The 19,002-nt window shown below is 60.4% G+C and carries 14 protein-coding genes and 2 pseudogenes; 9 read left to right on the top strand and 7 right to left on the bottom strand.

The window, feature by feature from the left end; all coding sequences use genetic code 11:
* Window positions 1-7 precede the first annotated feature (7 nt).
* Window positions 8-952, top strand: coding sequence for a hypothetical protein (locus ABFP37_RS08690; RefSeq protein WP_347033279.1), 945 nt, complete (start codon window positions 8-10; stop codon window positions 950-952).
* 166 nt (window positions 953-1,118) lie between these two features.
* On the opposite strand, the gene ABFP37_RS08685 is transcribed toward ABFP37_RS08690, so the two are convergent.
* From ABFP37_RS08685 to ABFP37_RS08670, 4 genes are all read right to left on the bottom strand, one after another.
* Window positions 1,119-1,790: a helicase associated domain-containing protein gene (locus ABFP37_RS08685; protein ID WP_347033278.1), complete on the bottom strand. Its 672-nt coding sequence runs from the start codon at window positions 1,788-1,790 to the stop codon at window positions 1,119-1,121.
* 168 nt (window positions 1,791-1,958) lie between these two features.
* Window positions 1,959-2,639 (bottom strand): RES domain-containing protein, encoded by a 681-nt coding sequence (locus ABFP37_RS08680; protein WP_347033277.1) that lies wholly within the window; start codon window positions 2,637-2,639, stop codon window positions 1,959-1,961.
* Window positions 2,640-2,667: 28 nt separating this feature from the next.
* Complete coding sequence (locus tag ABFP37_RS08675) at window positions 2,668-3,060, bottom strand: hypothetical protein (RefSeq protein ID WP_347033276.1); 393 nt, start codon at window positions 3,058-3,060, stop codon at window positions 2,668-2,670.
* Window positions 3,061-3,143: 83 nt separating this feature from the next.
* Entirely contained in the window at window positions 3,144-3,737 is a 594-nt protein-coding gene (locus ABFP37_RS08670) for a hypothetical protein (protein ID WP_347033275.1), read from the bottom strand.
* 699 nt (window positions 3,738-4,436) lie between these two features.
* Here ABFP37_RS08670 and ABFP37_RS08665 point away from each other — a divergent pair.
* From ABFP37_RS08665 to ABFP37_RS08640, 6 genes and pseudogenes are all read left to right on the top strand, one after another.
* Window positions 4,437-5,507 carry an ornithine cyclodeaminase family protein gene (locus ABFP37_RS08665; RefSeq protein WP_347033274.1) on the top strand — a complete coding sequence of 357 codons (1,071 nt, stop codon included), beginning with the start codon at window positions 4,437-4,439 and terminating at the stop codon, window positions 5,505-5,507.
* 12 nt (window positions 5,508-5,519) lie between these two features.
* A complete protein-coding gene (locus ABFP37_RS08660) occupies window positions 5,520-6,572 on the top strand; it encodes a dipeptidase (RefSeq protein WP_347033273.1) in 1,053 nt (350 codons plus the stop codon).
* A 146-nt stretch (window positions 6,573-6,718) separates the two neighbouring features.
* Window positions 6,719-8,254, top strand: coding sequence for an ABC transporter substrate-binding protein (locus ABFP37_RS08655; RefSeq protein WP_347033272.1), 1,536 nt, complete (start codon window positions 6,719-6,721; stop codon window positions 8,252-8,254).
* 15 nt (window positions 8,255-8,269) lie between these two features.
* Window positions 8,270-9,241: an ABC transporter permease gene (locus ABFP37_RS08650; protein WP_347033271.1), complete on the top strand. Its 972-nt coding sequence runs from the start codon at window positions 8,270-8,272 to the stop codon at window positions 9,239-9,241.
* Complete coding sequence (locus tag ABFP37_RS08645) at window positions 9,238-10,143, top strand: ABC transporter permease (protein WP_347033270.1); 906 nt, start codon at window positions 9,238-9,240, stop codon at window positions 10,141-10,143. The genes ABFP37_RS08650 and ABFP37_RS08645 overlap by 4 nt, the downstream gene beginning before the upstream one ends.
* Window positions 10,140-11,099: pseudogene (locus tag ABFP37_RS08640) on the top strand (ABC transporter ATP-binding protein); the annotation flags it as partial. The gene ABFP37_RS08645 and the pseudogene ABFP37_RS08640, both read left to right, overlap by 4 nt.
* 854 nt (window positions 11,100-11,953) lie before the next feature.
* On the opposite strand, the gene ABFP37_RS08635 reads toward ABFP37_RS08640, so the two are convergent.
* Entirely contained in the window at window positions 11,954-12,562 is a 609-nt protein-coding gene (locus tag ABFP37_RS08635) for an acyl-homoserine-lactone synthase (protein ID WP_131949441.1), read from the bottom strand.
* A gap of 116 nt (window positions 12,563-12,678) precedes the next feature.
* Here ABFP37_RS08635 and ABFP37_RS08630 point away from each other — a divergent pair, with 116 nt between their 5' ends.
* A complete protein-coding gene (locus tag ABFP37_RS08630; RefSeq protein ID WP_347033269.1) occupies window positions 12,679-13,527 on the top strand; it encodes a DUF1989 domain-containing protein in 849 nt (282 codons plus the stop codon).
* An 884-nt stretch (window positions 13,528-14,411) separates the two neighbouring features.
* Here ABFP37_RS08630 and ABFP37_RS08625 read toward each other — a convergent pair.
* Both ABFP37_RS08625 and ABFP37_RS08620 read right to left on the bottom strand, forming a co-directional pair.
* A pseudogene (locus ABFP37_RS08625) lies at window positions 14,412-15,459 on the bottom strand (IS30 family transposase).
* Between the two features lie 648 nt (window positions 15,460-16,107).
* Window positions 16,108-16,797, bottom strand: coding sequence for a GntR family transcriptional regulator (locus ABFP37_RS08620; RefSeq protein WP_347033268.1), 690 nt, complete (start codon window positions 16,795-16,797; stop codon window positions 16,108-16,110).
* A gap of 347 nt (window positions 16,798-17,144) precedes the next feature.
* Between ABFP37_RS08620 and ABFP37_RS08615 the strand changes: the two genes are divergently transcribed.
* Window positions 17,145-18,392 carry an FAD-dependent oxidoreductase gene (locus ABFP37_RS08615; RefSeq protein WP_347033267.1) on the top strand — a complete coding sequence of 416 codons (1,248 nt, stop codon included), beginning with the start codon at window positions 17,145-17,147 and terminating at the stop codon, window positions 18,390-18,392.
* Window positions 18,393-19,002 lie beyond the last annotated feature (610 nt).

Below are 19,002 nucleotides of genomic sequence, written 5' to 3'. Positions count from 1 at the left end.
GGGAACCATGAGCGAATCTGATGGCATTGATGAGGCTCTTGAGGGAATGTCGCGCGTTGGGCTGACTGTCGCCGGCCGGCTCGGTGAGCAGTTTGCCAGGGCACGCGAGCAAGAGCTGCGCCGTGCCCAAGCGTCCGAGGAACAACAGGCCCGCGAGCTGCAGGCCCGGTTCGATGCGGAGCGGGCGGCTGCCCGTGCACAGCTCGCTCCGGTCATGGACAACCGGTGGTGGGACACAGCCACCGGCCGAGACGTCGAAAGGGTCCATGAGGCGGCCACTGCGTGGAAGGACAATGACCCGGCGGCGCGCGACGCGGCCGAGGTGATCCGTGACCAGGTGCAGCGCCGCTACGGTTTGGACGTGGATAACCTCGGTGCCAATGAAGCAACGGTGGCGGAGGCCTTGGCTAAAGCTGAACGGGACCGCGAACAGGCAGAACAGGAACGCCGTTCCGGCCGTGATGAGAACGCCCAGGCTGTGCAGCTGCTGGCCGAGGCCGACCGGGAAGACAGGAAACGCGCGGAGGCCGTTGATCGGCCCTCAAAGGAGGAGTTGGACGAAGCGCTGGCGTGGCTCCGGGAGACTAAACCCGTCGAGGCACACAACTGGGAACAGCGGCATAATTTTGCGGACAGCGTGGCCGAGGAGAAGGACATGGAGAGGCGGCTGATCACAGACTGGACAGCTGCTCGTGCCGATCACCGCCCCGAGCAGTTGCGTGACGAAGCAGGAGCCGCCTACGACTCAGCCGAGCGCCGAGAGGAACTGGCGGCAAGCCTCGAAGGGGTTGCTGATCGTGAGGCTGTACAAGCACGCCTCAATGCCGACCAGGATCAGGGGACTCCGCCCAGTGCGGCCGTGGCCAAGGGATCAGGGCGTAATCCGAAGGCCCGCAAGACACGCGGAACCAACGGCCAGACGAAGCTCCTGCAAAAGGGCATGGGCCGCTGAAGACGCGCGCAAGTGGGTGATCCCTGTACGGGACCGCCGCGGCCGAGGAACAGCAGGCACCTAAGGCTGCAAAACCAAAGGCGCATCGGGGCCGGAAGGCAGGCCCAAAAGGACCTCAGCCGCTAAAAAGCGGGGGCCACTGAGTGCCGCCGGGCCGGCACGCCGGTTATGAAGCGCGGCGGCGGCCGCGCGGCCGGCCCTCGCGCCACCCCGGCAGGACTTTATCCAGCAGCGACTTCTTCTCCCGCGGCAGCTTGCCGTGGTTGTAGTTGATGCGCTGGCCGTGCAGCCACACCCCGAGGGTGCGCTCGAGTGGATCATCAGTCTTCTGGTGCCGCGGAAATTCGCCACTGGCCCTACGAAAGGCTTTTACTTCACTCAGCCGCCGCTGCCACCGGGCCTCGTCTTCAGCCTTACGGGGGGAGGCCTGGTCCCAGCCGGGGATAACACCCAGACCCTCGCGAAGGGCGGGGGAGAGGGTTCCCGCTGCTGATTCCCGCCGCCGAAGGTACAACCAGCTGGCCAGGGTTTGCTCACTGGAGGATTTCGCATGAGCTGCCGGCAGGCGCCCTTCCGTCCGGTAGAACGAGAGCAGGTCATTCATCCGTTGCAAAGCCGTATCGGACGGGACCTTTACGGGCCTGGCCGCGGCATGCTCGCCGCGAAGACCAGGATCTCTCTTCGCCGCGATCTGCAGGTGGTAGCGGACCGTTGTCGCTGCAGCACCGCAGACGTCAGCGATCTTCGTTGGCTCGATGCCCCGCCGGTACATCTCCACCCACTCCCAGTACGGAGCAGAGCGCCGCGCATGCGACACCGTTTCCTTCGTCTGAGCCACGGTCACCCCCAACGGTTCTGCCTTTCACGGTAGCCTACGGACACATCGTCCGACACGGCCCGGCAGCCGAGAAACGCGGGGGAGAGACCTCGCCAGGTGGACCCGCCGCGAGGGGCGGTGATCCATGGACGAAGGATGGTTTGTGCAGACACTGTCTGCACGTTCTTCTTAGTCGTTCTCCCATTGGATGCCGAGGAGGCCGAATGCGGTGAGGAGTGCCGGGCTATCGTGCTGCAGATCCTCGACCTCCACGTCCTGAATGTTGGGAGTGACAGCTGGGTCTTCCGGGCGTTCGAACACTGCCCAGAGCTGCAGATCATCGCCGTGCCGGGAAGCGAACGTGACACCGTCGAAGTCTGTCGTCTCATAGAGCCACGAGGCAATCGCCTGGGTCAGGCGCCTCGGCCGTGCGTCCTTCAGCGCTGCGGCATCAAAATCATCGAGCCCCAAGCTCAGTGCCAGGCCAATGAAGTGCGGGTGCAGGGCAGCGATAGTGCTGGAGGCTGTCACTGCGCAGTACCGGCCGGACAGTTCCGCGGAAGCTGCCACGCGTTCATCAAGCCATTCCTTGGGAACGCTGCCCGGTGCGATGGTGGGATGCAGGACGTTGTCCTCATCGTCCTCGACAATGTCATCGAGTTCCAGACTGAGCCTGGCGTCCTTGCGGAAATGCGCCAGGACCTCCAGCAGGCAGGCCAGCAGACTCGAGCCGGCGTAGACGGTGCGGAAGTTGCCGTGCAGATCATCCCAGCGGCCCGGGAACCGGCCGTCGGTGGCCCATTCCCAGCCGCTCCATTCCCACGGTTCCGGGCGGAATCCGACACGCCAAACCCGTCCCGCGGCTGACAACGCGGTTAACTCACCAGAAACCACCCGGTCAGCCCGCCGCGGCAAATGCCCGGGCGGCGGCGAGGACCAGCGGGCCTGCGTCCTCGAGTTGTCCTTCGCGGAGCAACCGCGCCGGAGGGGTATCGTCCAGCTGCGGGTTCATCCCTTGGAACCAGGCCTGCACGACAGCCCGTGAATCACGCTCCGCGAGCAGGGCAGCCACGTGGTAGGCCGTCCGAAGCCGCTGCATGACCTCCGCGGATGGCTTCCGTTCCCCGTCCGCCCACTGCCGGACCGCGCGCGTTTCCTTCACGGACCCGATATAGGCGACGAGCTTCGCCCCTAACAGATCCCGCAAATCGCGGACCAGCTCCGTCTCGGGCAGCCGGATCGAGTCCTGATGGGCCTTCAGCCCGCCCCGGGCTCCTGTCACTGCAGTCATACTTCATTCTTACGTGCGCAACACCAAATATCAATGCCACAAACACGGCCCAGATCACATGCTAAATCCCAATTAACTGGGTATCAGTTGTCTTCGGACCGGCCGGCCGCAGCGGCCGACACAGTTTCCCAGCGCTTCTGGGCCCCTTGCCGGCTGATCCCGAATGCTCGTCCGATTTTGTCCCATGAGACGCCCGCCGCCCTGGCGGATGCGACGGCGTCGTCGAGCTGGGCTTCGAGATCCTTCAGGCTGCGGCTCAGGGCGCCGATAGTGTGCAGCGACAGGTCCGGGGCAATATGCCGGTGCCAGACGTCCAGGAACGCGGGCTCAAGGTCCTCCCGGTCGCTAATGTCGGCGGCGTCAGCGCTTGCCGGTGGCCCGGCATAGATACGCCCCGCGGAGATGTCCTCATCGGCCGGCTCCCAGACCCGTGTCCACAACGGGTCCAGGAAGACATGTTCTCGGAACGGAACACAGCTGCAGGCAACCCTCCAGCCAACCACCTGCGACGGCGGCCGCCACGCCTCGCGGGTTGGATCCTCCTCATGCCCAACCGGCCGGCCGTCGGGCGTCATCAGGTTGATCTCCATCCACCTGCCACCGGACCCGTACATGCCATCCGCGAAGACGCAGACAACATAGCCTTCATGCTCGCTGCCCTCGGTAAACCAGCCCATCGCGCTTCCCTTCACCGGCCGCCCATTGCTACAGTGACAGTATGAACCTTAGCAACTCTTGTTGACAAGCACGGTAGCAATAGCAACATTAGTTGACATAACGTCCATTATCGGCTCTTTTGTAGCATGCACAGAAGGGGCTTGTTGGTGTTCTAGTCGGCGCGCGGCTTACGCACGATTCTTACTAGCCCATCACTTGCCAGGTCAAGCAGCGCCTCACGGATGGGGGTGACTGACACGCCAAATTCCGATGCCACTGGCCGAATGGCATACAGCCAGCCCGGAACAAGCTGCCCCGTGACAATCCGGGCACGCAGAATCCGCCCGGCCTGGACGCGGAGGCTGGAAGTCTCCAGGACGTTGCTGAGCCCAGGTGTACTGAAGGGTTTGGGCGTCATTGATTTTCCTATTCACCGCCCCGGAATCTTTGAGGAAAGCCCCGGCTCAAATGTAGCCCAATATTGACACGTAAGGTGTGAGGTGTTACACATGTTGCATGGAGTTAGGGGTCCTCTGCTAAGACGCAGACCCAGGACGAAACGGGTAGTCCCCGAACAACGGGACAACTATTCGCCTAGCTGGCCGTGATGAAGAACCGACAATCCATGCGGTGTCCGCGGGACTAGCTCGGGATCCGAATCGACGGACAGCGGACTCCCTCAAGGATTTAGGCAGTAAGGATGGTTACCAAGGTTGGAAATGCTTAAAAACAGCCACCGGGATGAGGTGGCGCTCAGCAACGGGATACTCGTACTCAATCAGACCGATGTCGCAACCCTGTTCGACAACAACTCGGCCTTCGAATCTCAATTGACAGCCTTCACTGCAATTGGACAAGGAACGGTAGGCGGAGCCGGGAAGGTGATGTTGAACCATCCGGCTGATAACTCAGTGGCATTCGCTTACGCCGCCAGGCTGTCTGAGAGCTTCGGGACGATCTGCAAATTCGGCAGTTTGAATCCAAACAACGCCGAACGTGGTTTGCAGACCATCAGTGCCACGATCCTTGCTTTGGACGCTGAAACTGGTCGCCTGCAGGCCATCATGGACGGCACTGCGATCACTACCCGCCGTACTGCAGCGGCAAGCGCCCTGGCAGTGACTGTCCTCGCCAATCCAGGCGCCATACGCGTGGCGATACTTGGCTACGGAGTGCAGGCCAGGGAGCATATACGCATGCTCCAGGACCGGAGCACAGTGACCGAGGTGCGCGTATGGGGCCGGTCGGAATCGAAACGCAACGCCTTCGCTGCCGAGATGGCCGCTGAAACCGGCCTCGAAATCTTTCCAACAAAGACAGCGCGTGACGCTGTCAGGGACGCTGACGTGATCGTTCTGTGCACGACCGCGAACACGCCCGTGGTTGAGTCCGAATGGATATCCAAAGGTGCCACGGTGATATCCGTAGGGTCCATATCCGCAGATCGTTGCGAAGTCGGTCAGGACCTCATCGAACGGGCCGGCCGGGTCATAGTCGACGACGCACGAAGCGCCAAGAGCCAAGCTGGCCCCATCATTGAAGCACTGCGATCAGGACTCATCACCGACAGCGATCTTGTGGGCCTTGGCGAAATAGTCGTACATAAAGCGGCAGGGCGACGAAGCCCCGATGAGGTCATCTATTACAACACCACGGGGATAGGGATGCAGGATGCTGCAGCTACTGCGCTCGTCATAGCCAAAGCACGTGCGGGGAACCTCGGATACACCATTCGTCTGGAACAAGACCCATCACTCATGCAGCCTCACGATCAGCTGACAGCGACCTAAAGGAGGCGTCCAATGACCGAAAAGACGAACATGGTGACCAGTCCAGAGAATCCGGCACCGCCGGCTTCATCCACTCTGCTGGGGAACCTCGCTAGTGCGTTGCACAGGTCCTCGATCATCGTGGACGGTACCTGTCCGGGTGACCACTGGAGCAAGAACTTTGATCAATGGATTGCCGGTGGAGCGACCTGCTGCGTCGTCACCGTCACCTCCACGGAATCTGCCCGCGACACAATGACAGCCCTGGCCGACCTCTTCAAGCTGCTCAGGGACAACGGTGACCGGCTCGTCCTGGCGACCACAACGGAGGAAATCCGGCAAGCGAAGGTCGACGAGAAGCTCGCTGTGGTGATCCAGTTCCAGGGAACTCACCCCATCGAGTACGACTCAAACCTCGTAGAACTTTACGGCCGCCTAGGCGTCCGAATCGTACAGCTGACCTATAACCAGCGCAGCGCCGTCGGCGACGGATGTGAGGAACCGGGCAACGCCGGGCTGAGTGAATTCGGCCATAAGATCGTCGGCGAGCTCAACCGGCTCGGGATCGCCGTGGACCTGGCGCATACCGGTGAGAGAACATCCCTCGACGCTATCGAGACCTCCACCTCCCCATGCATCGTCTCGCACTCCAACTGCAGGAGCGTGCACGAGAGCAAGAGGAACCTTTCCGACAAGCTGATCCGCGCGGTCACCGAAAAGGGCGGAGTCATCGGCCTCAACGGCTTCCCGGCATTTGTTAATCCCAAGGACGCCCCGACCCTGGATCACCTTATCGACCATATGATTCACATCGATTCGATGGCGGGTTCAGGCCACGTCGGTCTAGGCCTGGACTACTACCAGTGCGGAGCCGACAAATACGAGCAGTTTCTGTCCAGCGGCCTATGGCATCCGGACAGCTATCCGCCGCCCCCGTGGAACTTCCCGGCAGGCATCGAGGACCCCTCGACGCTGCATCGGCTGACGGACCGTCTTGTCGAGCGTGGGTACACCGACGACGAGATCCGCGGAGTCCTCGGCGAAAACTGGATGCGTATTTTCGACAAGATCTGGTCCAAAACGTGACCAGGCCCAACCCAATAACAGAGGTGTTTAGCATGACAAAAGAAACTGGAATTCGGACCTCCGATGGAAGCGAGTCCAGGAGGTTGTGGGCAGCGGCAAGTTTCACCCGGAGGCAGCTCCTCCTTGGAGCCGGCGGCCTCGGCGCCGTGGCGGCCCTGGCCGCGTGCAGTCCAGGAGGGACGTCCAGCAGCCCCAGCGAGGGGACCACTGGCACACCGAAGCGCGGCGGAAATTTCCGCGTTGGCGTGATCGGTGGCGGATCCAAAGAAATTTTCGACGGCCAGAACTTCGTGGTGTTCCCCGACGCACCCCGGCTCATGACTGCCTTCGAGACACTCCTGACACGGGACGAGAACTTCAGACTGTCCAACGACGGCTTGGCTGAAAGCGTAGTGGCAGACAACCCCACGCAGTACACAATCAAGCTGCGGCAGGGCGTTCAATTCCACAATGGCAAAACCATGACGGCAGATGACGTCATTTACTCGCTGCAACGCATCGGCACTGACAAAAAGCTTAGGGGCCACACTGCGACGGCCACCTGGGACATCAAGGGCATCACCAAGACAGATGATTACACTGTCCGCCTACCGCTGCTCACGGCCGACTCAACCGTCCCGGATACGCTGGCCGCATACTACTTCGGTATCGTTCCCGTAGACTACAAGGCCTTCGCCGGCGATATTTCAACGCAAATCGGAACCGGCCCCTACAAGCTCAAGAGCTTCACTGCAGGCCAGGAAAGCGTCCACGAGCGCAATCCCAACTACTGGCGGGAGGGCCAACCCTACTTCGACACAGTCACGATCACTGGCTTCTCGGACGCGACCGCCCAGGTCAACGCACTCCTGGCCGGACAGATCGATGCGGCGACCGACCTGCCGGCGGCACAGGTCGCAGCTGTGCAGGCCAGCGGCAAGCAGGTCCTCGAGTCACAGACGGGCTGGTGGGTCGGGCTGGGCATGGTGACCACCATGGCACCTTTTGACGACAACCGGGTCCGTCAGGCGTTCCGGCTGATCGTCGATCGGCAATCCATGCTCGACCAGGTCGCGTCCGGCAAGGGGGAGGTCGGCAACGACGTGTATGGGCGCTACGACGCTGCATATTTCGACAAGCTGCCCCAGCGCCAGCGAGACATCGAGAAAGCCAAGTCCTTGCTCAAGGAAGCAGGCAAAGAGAACCTCACGGTCGACCTTTACACGGCGGACCTCACGGATGGCATGGTGTCCATGGCAACAGTGTTTGCCCGGCAGGCGAAGGACGCCGGGGTTACGGTCAACGTCAAAACCCTCCCCAGCGACAAGTTTTACTCCGACGAGTATTACCTCAAGGTGCCCTTCGCATCTGTGTATTGGGCCGGCCGCCCCTACCTTGACCAGGTCAAGCTCTCCGGGCTGTCCAACTCCCTGTACCCAGAAACCCAGTGGGCCAAGAGCGACAAAGGCTCCGAATTCGAAACGCTCTACAACCAGGCGCTCGAAACAACAGACGAGGCTCAGCGGGCCGAGATCCAGCACAAGATGCAGCAGCTCGAATATGACAACGGCGGATACATTATTCCTTATTTCCCGAGCAAATTTGACGGCCACGCCCCTAATCTTCAGGGGCTGACGCAGGCCAAAACAACCCTTGGCCTGAACAACTACGGCCATGGTTTCCGAACCATATGGCTCGCCTAAGGAGGAAGATCATCCATGACCTGGTTTAGGCACGGCGGTATCCCCGCCTTCATTTTGCGGAGGGTACTGCTCGGCGTCCTCGTGCTCGCGCTTGTCTCGGTGCTCGTTTTCGTAGCGACCCAGGCGCTGGGAGACCCGGCAAAGGCAATCCTGGGCCGAGACGCGACACCGGAGCGACTGGCAGCCTTGCGGCAGGAACTCAACCTTGATGTCTCCCTGTTCGAGCAGTACCTGAATTGGGTGGGAGGCCTGCTGCAAGGATCACTCGGTGACTCCCTCACGAGCCAGAAGCCGGTAGCCGAACTCCTCTCCGGGAGGTTGATAAATTCGGGTGTTCTCGTGCTCTGCGCGGCACTGGTCTCCATCCCGCTGTCCATCGCCGTGGGCTCGTGGGCGGCTCTGCGGCGCGAAAAGCTTGTGGACACCGTCAGCTCGAATCTGATGCTGGTATTCGCTTCCCTGCCCGACTTCGTGGTTGCTGTGCTGTTGGTCATCTTCTTTTCCACCACCGTCCTCCACGTCCTTCCAGCGATCAGCCCCGTGCCACCGGGGCAGCTTCCGTGGAACACTCCTGCGATCCTGGTCCTCCCGACGGTGACGCTTGTCATGACTGTTGTTCCCTACATCGCGCGCAACATGAGGGTCTCCATGATCGAGGTCCTGGAAAGCGACTTCGTGGAGATGGCCAGACTCAAGGGCCTTCCTGAACGACTGGTCTTGATCCGCCACGCACTGCCCAACGCCATCGGACCGGCCTTCCAGTCGATCGCACTGAGCCTGGCATATCTGGCCGGAGGCATCGTCGTAGTTGAATATGCCTTCAATTACCCAGGCATCGGAGGCGCCCTTCAGGATGCGGTGGCAAACCACGACGTGCCAGTCGTCCAAGCACTGGCAATGCTGATTGCGGCCGTCTACGTGGTCGTCAATCTGCTGGCTGACGTCGCCACTATTCTTGTTACTCCGCGTTTAAGGACACGTCTGTGAGCACTACCCAAGAGGCCATCGCCCGCCTTGAAGGCGCAGGGACGCCAACGCCGCCCGTAAAATCCTCCACACTTCTGGCCCGGTCCCTCAAACTATGGCGGACCAGGATCGGCACACTTTTCGTGCTGTTGCTGGTAGCCATCGCAATCATTGGGCCCTATGTCGCCCCGCATAGCCCCAGCGACTTCGTCGCCCTGCCCAATACTCCCCCATCGGCAGACGCGGTCTTTGGCACCGACTACCTCGGCCAGGATGTATTAAGCCGGTTTCTGCACGGCGGGCTCGAACTTATGGTCACGGCAGCGACTTCCACCGCCCTCGGCCTTATCCTCGGAATAGCGATCGGCCTCATCGCAGCATATTCACGCAACGCACTCGACGACATCCTCATGCGCGGCATGGACGTTGTGATGGCATTCCCCCAGATCATGCTGGTGCTTCTGGCCGTCAGCCTGGTCGGGCCCCAGAAATGGGTTGTCGTTGCTTCCATCGTGCTCACGACGGCCCCGCGCGTTGCCCGTGTGGCCCGCGGCGCAGCCCTGCCTGTGATTGAACGTGATTTCGTGGCCGCCATGGAGACGATGGGACAGTCCCGGACCCGAATCATGACGGGCGAGCTCCTGCCAAATATTCTGGGCCCGATGATGGTGGAAGCAAGCCTGCGGCTGACATACTCCATCGGCACCATCGCCGCGCTGGCATTCCTGGGACTGACCTCTGACCCAAACGCCCCGAACTGGGGCACCATGATCCAACAAAACAGGATCGCTTTGTCCTTCCAGCCCTGGGGCGCACTCCTTCCCATCATCGCCATCGCCTTGCTCACCCTGGGCACCGGCCTGATCGGCGACGGAATAGCGCGCACCGCAGCAGGCATCGATCGAAAGCGTGACAACGGATGAACACTCAACAGCAGACCTCGGCCGGAGTGAACACCGCCGCCGTCCAAGTGAAAAACCTGTGCATCTCCACAACATCAGGTATCGAAGTCGTCAGCGACGTGTCATTCGACATCGCAGCGGGCGAGGTACTCGGAGTCGTAGGCGAGTCCGGCTCCGGCAAGACCACTGTCGGGCTGGCCCTCCTTGGCCATACGCGGAGCGGGCTTCGCATAACCGGTGGCTCTGTCTTGTTGGGCGGGGAGAACATCCTCGACATCCCTGAGGGCGAGCTGCGCCGCATGCGTGGGTCGGCGATCTCCTACGTGCCCCAGGACCCCGCGTCGTCACTTAACCCTGCGTTGCGCATCGGGGTCCAACTAAGGGAGGTCCTTGAAGCCCACGGCCGGGGCAGCCGCCGCGACCACAACAAGCGCATCGCGGAAATGATGCGCGAAGTTGCCTTGCCTGATGACGCCAAGTACCTCGACCGGTACCCGCACGAGCTCTCGGGCGGGCAACAGCAGCGAATTGGCCTCGCTATGGCATTCGCGAACCGGCCGCGGCTTATCGTGCTGGACGAACCCACCACTGGGTTGGACGTGACAACGCAGGCAACGGTGCTGTCAACGGTCCGGGATCTCGCTGCAGCTCATGGTGTGGCAGCACTTTATGTCAGCCACGACCTGGCCGTGGTCGCCGCCCTGGCGCGACGGGTCGCGGTGATGTACGCCGGCCGGGTAGCAGAGCTTGGACCGGCGGAGAAACTCTTTAACTCCTCAGCGCACCCCTACACCCGCCGGCTCGTAGCCGCCATCCCACGGTTGAGCGGCGGCAGGGCTCTGGTAGGTATTCCCGGGCACGCACCTTCACCAGGACAACGTCCGCCGGGTTGTCCTTTCGCGCCTCGGTGCTCAATGCACGTGGCAGCCTGTGACGAACAAGTTCCTCCACTGGTGAGCGTTGGCGCGGGACACGGTGCACGGTGCATCCGAGCACTCGAGGTGGTCGAGCAGGTTCCAGTGAGTGCCGGTGACCGGGTCGACACGGTAAGTGCGGACGGGAGCGAGTCAGTACTCACCCTCCGCAACTTGGTAGCCCGGTACGGCAAGACCGAGGTACTCCACTCAATTAACCTGACGCTGGGCAAGCGTGAGTGCTTGGCCGTAGTCGGCGAATCAGGCTCGGGCAAGACCACCACTGCCCGCTCTATCGCTGGGCTCCACCACGACTGGACCGGCAGCGTTCTGCTCGGCGATAAGGAGTTGGAAGCAGCGGCCCGTGCCCGAAGCAAGGAATCACGCCGGCAGATCCAGTACATCTTCCAGAACCCCTACGGCTCCCTAAATCCCCGGAAGACAGTCGGCGATTCGGTGGGCCAACCCCTGCGTGTCTTTGGCATCGCCAAGGGACGCGAGGCCGACGACCGCGTGGCTCAGATGCTGGAACAAGTGTCGCTGTCCGCTAGCTACGCCCATCGTTATCCCGATCAGCTTTCCGGCGGAGAGAGGCAACGTGTTGCGATCGCGCGGGCCCTTATATCGTCCCCTTCGGTTCTGATCTGTGATGAGGTGACGTCTGCTCTGGATGTGAGCGTACAAGCCGCAATCGTCGAATTGCTGGGCCAACTCCAGGATGAGCTCGGCGTCTCCATGGTCTTTGTGACCCACAACCTGCCCTTGGTGCGCTCCATCGCCCAAAAAGTCGCCGTGCTCGCCGACGGAAACATTGTGGAGTACGGCGACACCGCTCAGGTCCTGTCGTCCCCGCAACAGCCCTACACCCGTCAGTTGATTACTAACACGCCATCGCTGGGGAGTGCTCCCCAAGGCACTCAGGCGGCGATGGCTTGCCGGGCTGCCTGCCCCGGCTTGATTCCTAATGCCGCAAACGTTTGCGGATCAATATCGATCCAGCATGCGACCACCAGACGTCCGTCCACCTGCTTCGGCGGGCCTGCGCGGTGCGCGTGTATGCCGATCCGGCGGAACAGCCGCTCCATGCTCGCGAACGTCACGCCGATCAGCTGCCGCGCGCCGAGCTGCGCCGCGCATTCGACCACGGCCGCGAGCATCGGCCGCACGGCCCACTCGGCATTGCCCGACCCGCCTTCGTCGTCGGTCGCCGCGAACCTGGACAGCTCCCAGACGGCCGCCGATTGCGGCAGCGGCATGTCTGCGGCGATCAGGTCGGCGAACAGCGACTGCAGCAGATACGGGCGCGTCGTGGGCAGCAGGCGCGCACATCCGCACACGTCGCCGCCGGCATTTCGCGCGAACACGTACACGGTATCGTCGCGATCGAACTGGTCGCGCTCGAAGCTTTCGTTCGCCGACGGGAGCTCCCAACCGAGTTGTTCGACGAACACGCGGCGCCGGTAGCGCCCGAGATCCGCTGCAAGTTCGTGTGGTAACCGCCCTTCTTCGTGAACGAAGGTCCGCATGGGGCTGCACGTCAGCTAGGCGTAGCAGTCGTGTCTAACAGGATTCAAGACGACAGCCCTGCCTTTCATCAAATCCTTCCACGGGCACATAACCGGCCTCAAGACAAAGGAGTTACATGAACAACGGAACCGCTCTCACAGAGGCGGCATACAAAGGACCGGCACTCAGTGTCGACAAGAACCTCTACGGCCGGATTGGCGCGGAAACGGACAGCCGGACCAAAGTGGATTCGTTCACGATCCCCATCCGCTCCGGTCAGGCCTGGAGGGTGCCCGCTGGGCATGTCTGCCGGCTTCTGACTGTCGACGGGCCGCAGGTGGCTGACCTGAACATCTGGAACTCCAACAATCCACGTGAGCGCTTCTGGGCGGCACGGACCAGGCAGCTACAGGCTGCCCATGTCACTACCTTTGACCGTCTCTGGTCCAACCTGCCCTACCTGCGCCCCCTGGCAACAATCACGGCTGACACCTTGGAAAACTATGGGGTCGACAGCGAAGGCGGACGTGTCCACGATACGTTGGGAACGCGTTGCGATCCCTACGTCAACAGGGTGTTGACAGGCGCGGACTTCGATTACCACTGCCATTCAAACCTAACGCGCGCAGTGCTTCCTTTCGGGCTCACGGAATTCGACGTTCATGACGTTTTGAACGTCTTTCAGTGCACAGGGCTGAACGACAAGGACCAGTATTTTATGAAGACGTGCCCGGCGACAGTCGGGGACTACTTTGAGTTTTTTGCCGAGGTTGATCTTCTCGTAGCGCTGTCCACGTGCCCCGGGGGTGACTTGTCAGTTCCCCTTTGGGGCCCGGACGCACATGATCCTATCGAGGTGTGCCGGCCTATCGGCGTGGAGGTATACAAGGTGGAAGACTCAGTCCTGTCCGGATGGAACTCCCCCGGTTTGCCCGAGTACGCCGGATTGCATGGGCTCCATCCCCGATCCTGGGGAGAGTCTTAGCGTTACGAAGACGCCGATCTTTACACACGCTGGTCCTGATCCCCTTTTAGGCTAACGGTCTTCTGCACCGCCTTGGCAGGAGGTGCGCCCGTGAAGATTCGGCTGTCCCGCGCGGAACCGGGTTGTTATCTGCAACCCGGTTCCGTTTTTCTTTTATCCCTGCTACTAAAAGCGACTTACATCTCAGACGCTCTGGACAGTTGAGGTGTGAGTGTTACACGTAGGGCGTGAATTTCTGCTGGGTTCGTTTTGATGAGGTTGCCTCCTTATAGAGGCGGCACGCTTCGGAGAATCGACCGAGGCCACGTTGGGGCGTCATTTTCGGTGAAAGCAAACTGCTATCGGCCCAAGTTCGGGCTGGGTCTGCCAGCCCGTTCCGGGCAGGTTACGGAAACGCACTAACGATTTGCAGGAGGTGGCTCGATGGGTCGCTGTACGCGGTGACCTGAGAGATGTGGTACATCGCGGCCACGGGGAAGTCCTTCATGATTTGGGCCTCTGCATCATGGAACCGAGCGGTGGCTTCCTCTTCGGTTTTCGCGCTTTTCGCCTGTTCGATGAAGTTATCTACCGTCTTGGTCCCATAGAACCCAGATCGCGGTTGTAAGCACTGGTCTTCTGGAAGATGCCGGAGAGCACATCCAGGGGGTTGGAAGTCCGGCCCAACGCCACTGAACGGTCCTCTTGCGCCCGCTGTCAGGGCCGTGAGGTATTCACTTGCAGTGGGCAATGCAACGAGTTTCACCTCAGATACGCCGAGGTTCGGATGAATTCCGTTGGCGACTGCCTGGAACTATGCCTCAAGCCCTTTGCCTGCTTGGTACTGGATCTCCATCGGCCCTGACCAACCACCGGCGGCGGATTCCAGCAGTCGTTGCAACAATTTATGGTTCTACCGCAGGTGAGGACAGTCTAGCCAGTCGTTCTACAGGACTTTGCCAGCCCAGGATCTCGCGTGGGCGCCGGTTGAGTTCAGCAGCAACCTGGGCGAGGTGTTCTGGACTGTGGACATTCAAGTCTGTGCCTTTCGGGAAGTACTGCCGGAGCAGGCCGTTGGTGTTCTCGTTCGACCCTCGCTGCCATGGACTGGCGGGGTCGCAGAAGTAGACGGGGATGAGTGTGAGTGTGCGCCGGGTGAAATCTTGATGGCAGGCCATTTCGGTGCCCTGGTCCCACGTCAGGGAACGGCGGAGATGGGCCGGAAGTGAACCCATTGTGGCTGCCAGCCGGTCGCGGAGATTTTCGGCGCCGCGGTTGCCTGCCAGATGCACGAGGACAATGAAGCGGGTTGTTCGTTCGACTAACGTGCCGATGGCAGATCGGCCACCTTTTCCAATAATTAGATCCCCTCCCATGCCCTGGTACTAATCTGCTGATCACTTCGGCTGGCCTGTCCCGGATCATCACCATTTCGGGAAAACGCTTCGTCCGGTGCTCCTTCCGGCGGCGAGGCCTGCGACCGGTCCGTCCGCTGCGGAGTGCGATAGCCGGATCCACCGCCAGATCGAGGCTTCCGCGCCCGTACAGGGTCTGATACACGGTCTCGGGCACGACGTGCATCTCGGTTTGTCCGGGGAAGTCAGTGCGTAAACGGTTGCTTATCTGGCGCGGGCTCCAGCGTTGCTCCTAGTGTTCCTTTACAAACTCGCGCAGGACCGGGTTGCCGGCGATTTTTCCGGTGCGCTGCCGGCTCCGTCTGCGCTCGGCACTCCGCTGAGCCGTCCGCGGACGGTAACTACCCGAGGGCTTATGGGTGTTGCGGCGAATCTCCCGGCTGACCGTCGATGGACTTCGTCCGAGCTCCCTGGCAATGGCGCAGATGCTCCGGCCGCTATGCAACAGGTCTGCGATCGTGATCCGTTCCGACTCAGAGAGGAATCGGACGGAGATGACCGGCGGCCTCCGGAGCGAGATGGGGGCGTACTTCTTGATGTCTCCGGACTTCAGAACGACGGTATGGCCGTGCCGCCATCGGGTGCCCGAACTACGGCTGATTCCCACGATCCGGCAGGCTTCGGAATTGCCCATTCCCTGTTTCATCAGCTGATCATAATGAGCACGTGCAGCGTTCTTCGGAGGCGCTCCCCGGGACTTCCTCCGTCTTTTCATCTCTGCGAATTGCAACTCCTAATTCCTCAGGTGTTGCAACGACCGCTGGACGCCAAGCCCGCGAAATGGCTCACTTTTCGACCATCGCTGACATATGTTTTTCAAAGAGCAAACGCTGCTAAGCCATGGATTGGGCGGGTCAACACCAAACACCAGGAAGCGCTCAGATGAGGGCAGCAATCCTCGATGATAAGTACTTGCTCCACGCAGGTAACCGACGCTCGCTTCTCGACCAGCGCGAGTATTTTCGACAGCTGGCCTCGCAAAGTCATCAACGGACGCGCCCACCTCGGTCAAGCCCTAGTGGCTCGGAAGTCAGCTGCACACTGCAGACCACCCTTGTGCCGCTTCCACAACCTGAGCAAAAGAAGCGTTCAGTGGAACACATCTCACGCCGCCGAAACCCGCCCACACTGTCCTCTGTGGATCGTGGTTGCCCCGTTCGAGAGCGGGGCAACCCTACGAGGGCGTCTATTCTCGGGTGTCTTCTGCCTGCCCTGCCCAAATTCCCCGTACATGGCGAAGGTGATAGGTCATGATCTCAGCGGCTTTCTCAGGCTCCTTGTTTTCCATGGCATCCAGGAGTAACTCGTGCTCTTTCGTTGAGTCCTCGAGAACGCTGGTTCCTGCGAGCTGGTCCAGCCCAGTAAGGCGGCTTTGGTCCCGAAGGGTGCCGACGATTTCGAGAAGTTTATCGTTTCCTAAGGCTGAAAGGACGGCCAAATGAAACTCCCGATCGCTTTCAACAAACTCTTCCAACTCCCCTGCAGTCGCATAAGTTTGCGTCCTGCGGGACAACTTCCGCAACGGCTTGTAATCGCTGATAAGGGATCGTTCGGTGATTTCACGGACGGAAGATGCCTCAAGCATTGTGCGTATCTGCACGATGTTATCGAGTTCCGTATCGGTGGGCTGCCTTACGATAAAGCCGCGGTTTCTCTTTATTTCGACAAGTCCCTCTTTGGCAAGGTCATGGAGGGCCTCCCGGATAGGAGTAATTGAAACATTCAGTCGTTCTGCCATTGTTCCAATTGAGTGCATCGATCCCGGCTCTAGTCGCCCGGAAATAATTTGCGCCCTGAGGATCCGGACAGCTTGCTCACGAAAGCTCTGCTTGCGGAGGCCCTGATCATTGTCTTCGTCCCAGGTCAAAGCAACCATTGCTCACTCTCATTGTCACGATCTTCTAAGGTATCAAACCTAACTATAGGGCAGGAAGCCCCCGAGAGGCGGTAGAAAGCGCTCAGCGGCGCCTCTCTACCGCTGTTTGACGGGTGACCGCGAGCAGAAGCCGTTAGGGGCCTTGGCGTCCCCGGTGAAGCATGGTAAGGTATTACACCTAGGGTGTGAGTCAGTACGGAGGTGCCTTCCAGGGGACCTATTGCTGCGAACTTTTCCCGAAAGTCGCCAAGGTTCTGCAGTGGCAGTTTTCGTTTCTAGACCTATTCCTAAAAGTACCGGCGGCCTTCGTGCTTCCGCTAGGCAAAGAACAACTACGACTCGGGAAAATGATGAAGACAATTGTTATAGGTGCCGGGGCAATCGGGCTATCTTCAGCTTATTACCTTCGCAAAAATGGAATAGAAGTAACGGTTATTGACGTCGGACAACCCGGGTCTAAGGCGTCCGGCCACAACGCCGGATGGGTCGTCCCAAGCATGTCCACTCCTGTTCCTGCGCCGGGTATGCTCCCGCAAGCGCTGCGGTGGATGCTCCGGAATGACAGTCCCTTGTACGTCTCGCCGAGCATTAGTCCGCGCTATGTCAGTTTCATGATGGAAATGCTTAGGAACTGCACGACCGCACGGTTTGAAGCCGGATTGAAAGTCCTCGCTGGATTAAGCAGCGATACCCTCGAGCTTTTCGATGACCTGGTTCGCGATGGCGTGGTTTTCGAGATGCACAGTGACCCGCTCACCATGCTCTACACGAGTCGGGCCAGCCTGGATAAGCACGCTGTTGAGTTGCAGTCCATGGAAACGCATATCAGCGGCTTTGAGTGGCGGTCAGTTGAAGGGGACGACCTTGGGCGGGAATTTCCCCAAGTCAAATCGAATGTTGTCGGTGCCCTTCAGACGTATGGCGACCGTTCGCTGGACCCCGAATCCTTCACGCGCGGGTTGACTGAAGCCTGCCGGCGTGACGGAGTGGAGTTCCGTCTCGGTCACGCGGCACGTCTTCGTATTGAGACTGACGACTCCGTCGCCGTTGTAGTCGGTCAGGAAGTCCTCAAGGCTGACAAAGTAGTCGTTGCCGCCGGTGTTTGGACGAATAATATCCTGGCCGGCATTGGAAGCAGGATCTCGCTGATTTCGGGTAAGGGCTACGGTTACGACCTTCCGCTGCACCCCGACGCCCCCAAGCACCCGATGTATCTCTCGGAAGCCAAGGTCGCGATAACGCCCCTCGACAACAAAGTCCGCATCGCCGGCACTATGGGCTTCGGTGGGATCAACGAAGGCATCAGTAGAAGCCGCGCCGGAGGACTCCTTAAAAGTCTCCCCGGTTATTTCAAGGACTGGCCTTCTCTTCCAACTCCACCAGAGCCCTGGACCGGCCTCCGTCCAATGACGCCCGACGGCCTGCCGATTATTGGCCGCTCCAAGGAACGTTCTGACGTACTGATAGCCACCGGTCACGCAATGCTGGGAGTGAGCCTTGCCCCTCCGACAGGCTTACTCATCGCAAAGATGGCAGCCGGGGAAGCAGCGTCCGTTCATATTTCCAGCCTTGCAGCGGACCGCTTCCTATCCTGACGCTGGATCTGAACTGATGATCGACGTGGCCAGACTGGAGATATGGGCCAGGCCCGGTTCATGCGCAAGCTCTCCGCTTTTCTCGCTTTTGCACCCGCAATTCTACTACTCTCCAACAAGTCTCCGAGGAGCTGCCCTATGAGTGCGCTTCTGCCGTATGTCTCCCAATTCGAATCCTCAGAACTCGCATCCGACTTCCTGGAGGGCCGTCTGACGCCAAAGGAGGATTCTCGCTGGCGAAACTGTGGATGGGCTCAACCCGAGGACTACGGGTTCTGGGCTTGGCATACATGCGGGGTAGCTTGCCTGCGGATGATCCTCACACCGACGGTGGCAAAGGCCGCCGACCTCACCCGCGACCTTGTCCGGGTGGGCGCATATCAAGTCAGCGGCAATCACGTTGCCGGTCTTTTCTACCACCCTTTTACCGAATACATCCGCCTAAGTGGGGCTTGGACGGAACTGTGCACAGGGAGTTGAACCTGAAGCGTGTACAGGAAATTTTGAGTATGCCCGACACCGTCTTAATGCTCTCGGTGAATCCGGTCATCCGTAATACCACTCCGACCTCAAGGCCGCTGTCAGCCGGGCCAAATGGAGGTCATCTCGT

This window comes from Burkholderia sp. RS01, assembly GCF_039748055.1.
Classification (GTDB): Bacteria; Actinomycetota; Actinomycetes; order Actinomycetales; family Micrococcaceae; genus Arthrobacter.
This window is presented reverse-complemented; position numbering and strand designations above follow the sequence as displayed.

Bases quoted from the DNA above. Each gene is read 5' to 3' on its own strand.
- ABFP37_RS08690 (WP_347033279.1), top strand. From the start codon at position 8: ATGAGCGAATCTGATGGCATTGATGAGGCTCTTGAGGGAATGTCGCGC.
- ABFP37_RS08675 (WP_347033276.1), bottom strand. From the start codon at position 3,060: ATGACTGCAGTGACAGGAGCCCGGGGCGGGCTGAAGGCCCATCAGGAC.
- ABFP37_RS08670 (WP_347033275.1), bottom strand. From the start codon at position 3,737: ATGGGCTGGTTTACCGAGGGCAGCGAGCATGAAGGCTATGTTGTCTGC.
- ABFP37_RS08665 (WP_347033274.1), top strand. From the start codon at position 4,437: ATGCTTAAAAACAGCCACCGGGATGAGGTGGCGCTCAGCAACGGGATA.
- ABFP37_RS08660 (WP_347033273.1), top strand. From the start codon at position 5,520: ATGACCGAAAAGACGAACATGGTGACCAGTCCAGAGAATCCGGCACCG.
- ABFP37_RS08650 (WP_347033271.1), top strand. From the start codon at position 8,270: ATGACCTGGTTTAGGCACGGCGGTATCCCCGCCTTCATTTTGCGGAGG.
- ABFP37_RS08635 (WP_131949441.1), bottom strand. From the start codon at position 12,562: ATGCGGACCTTCGTTCACGAAGAAGGGCGGTTACCACACGAACTTGCA.
- ABFP37_RS08630 (WP_347033269.1), top strand. From the start codon at position 12,679: ATGAACAACGGAACCGCTCTCACAGAGGCGGCATACAAAGGACCGGCA.
- ABFP37_RS08620 (WP_347033268.1), bottom strand. From the start codon at position 16,797: ATGGTTGCTTTGACCTGGGACGAAGACAATGATCAGGGCCTCCGCAAG.
- ABFP37_RS08615 (WP_347033267.1), top strand. From the start codon at position 17,145: ATGATGAAGACAATTGTTATAGGTGCCGGGGCAATCGGGCTATCTTCA.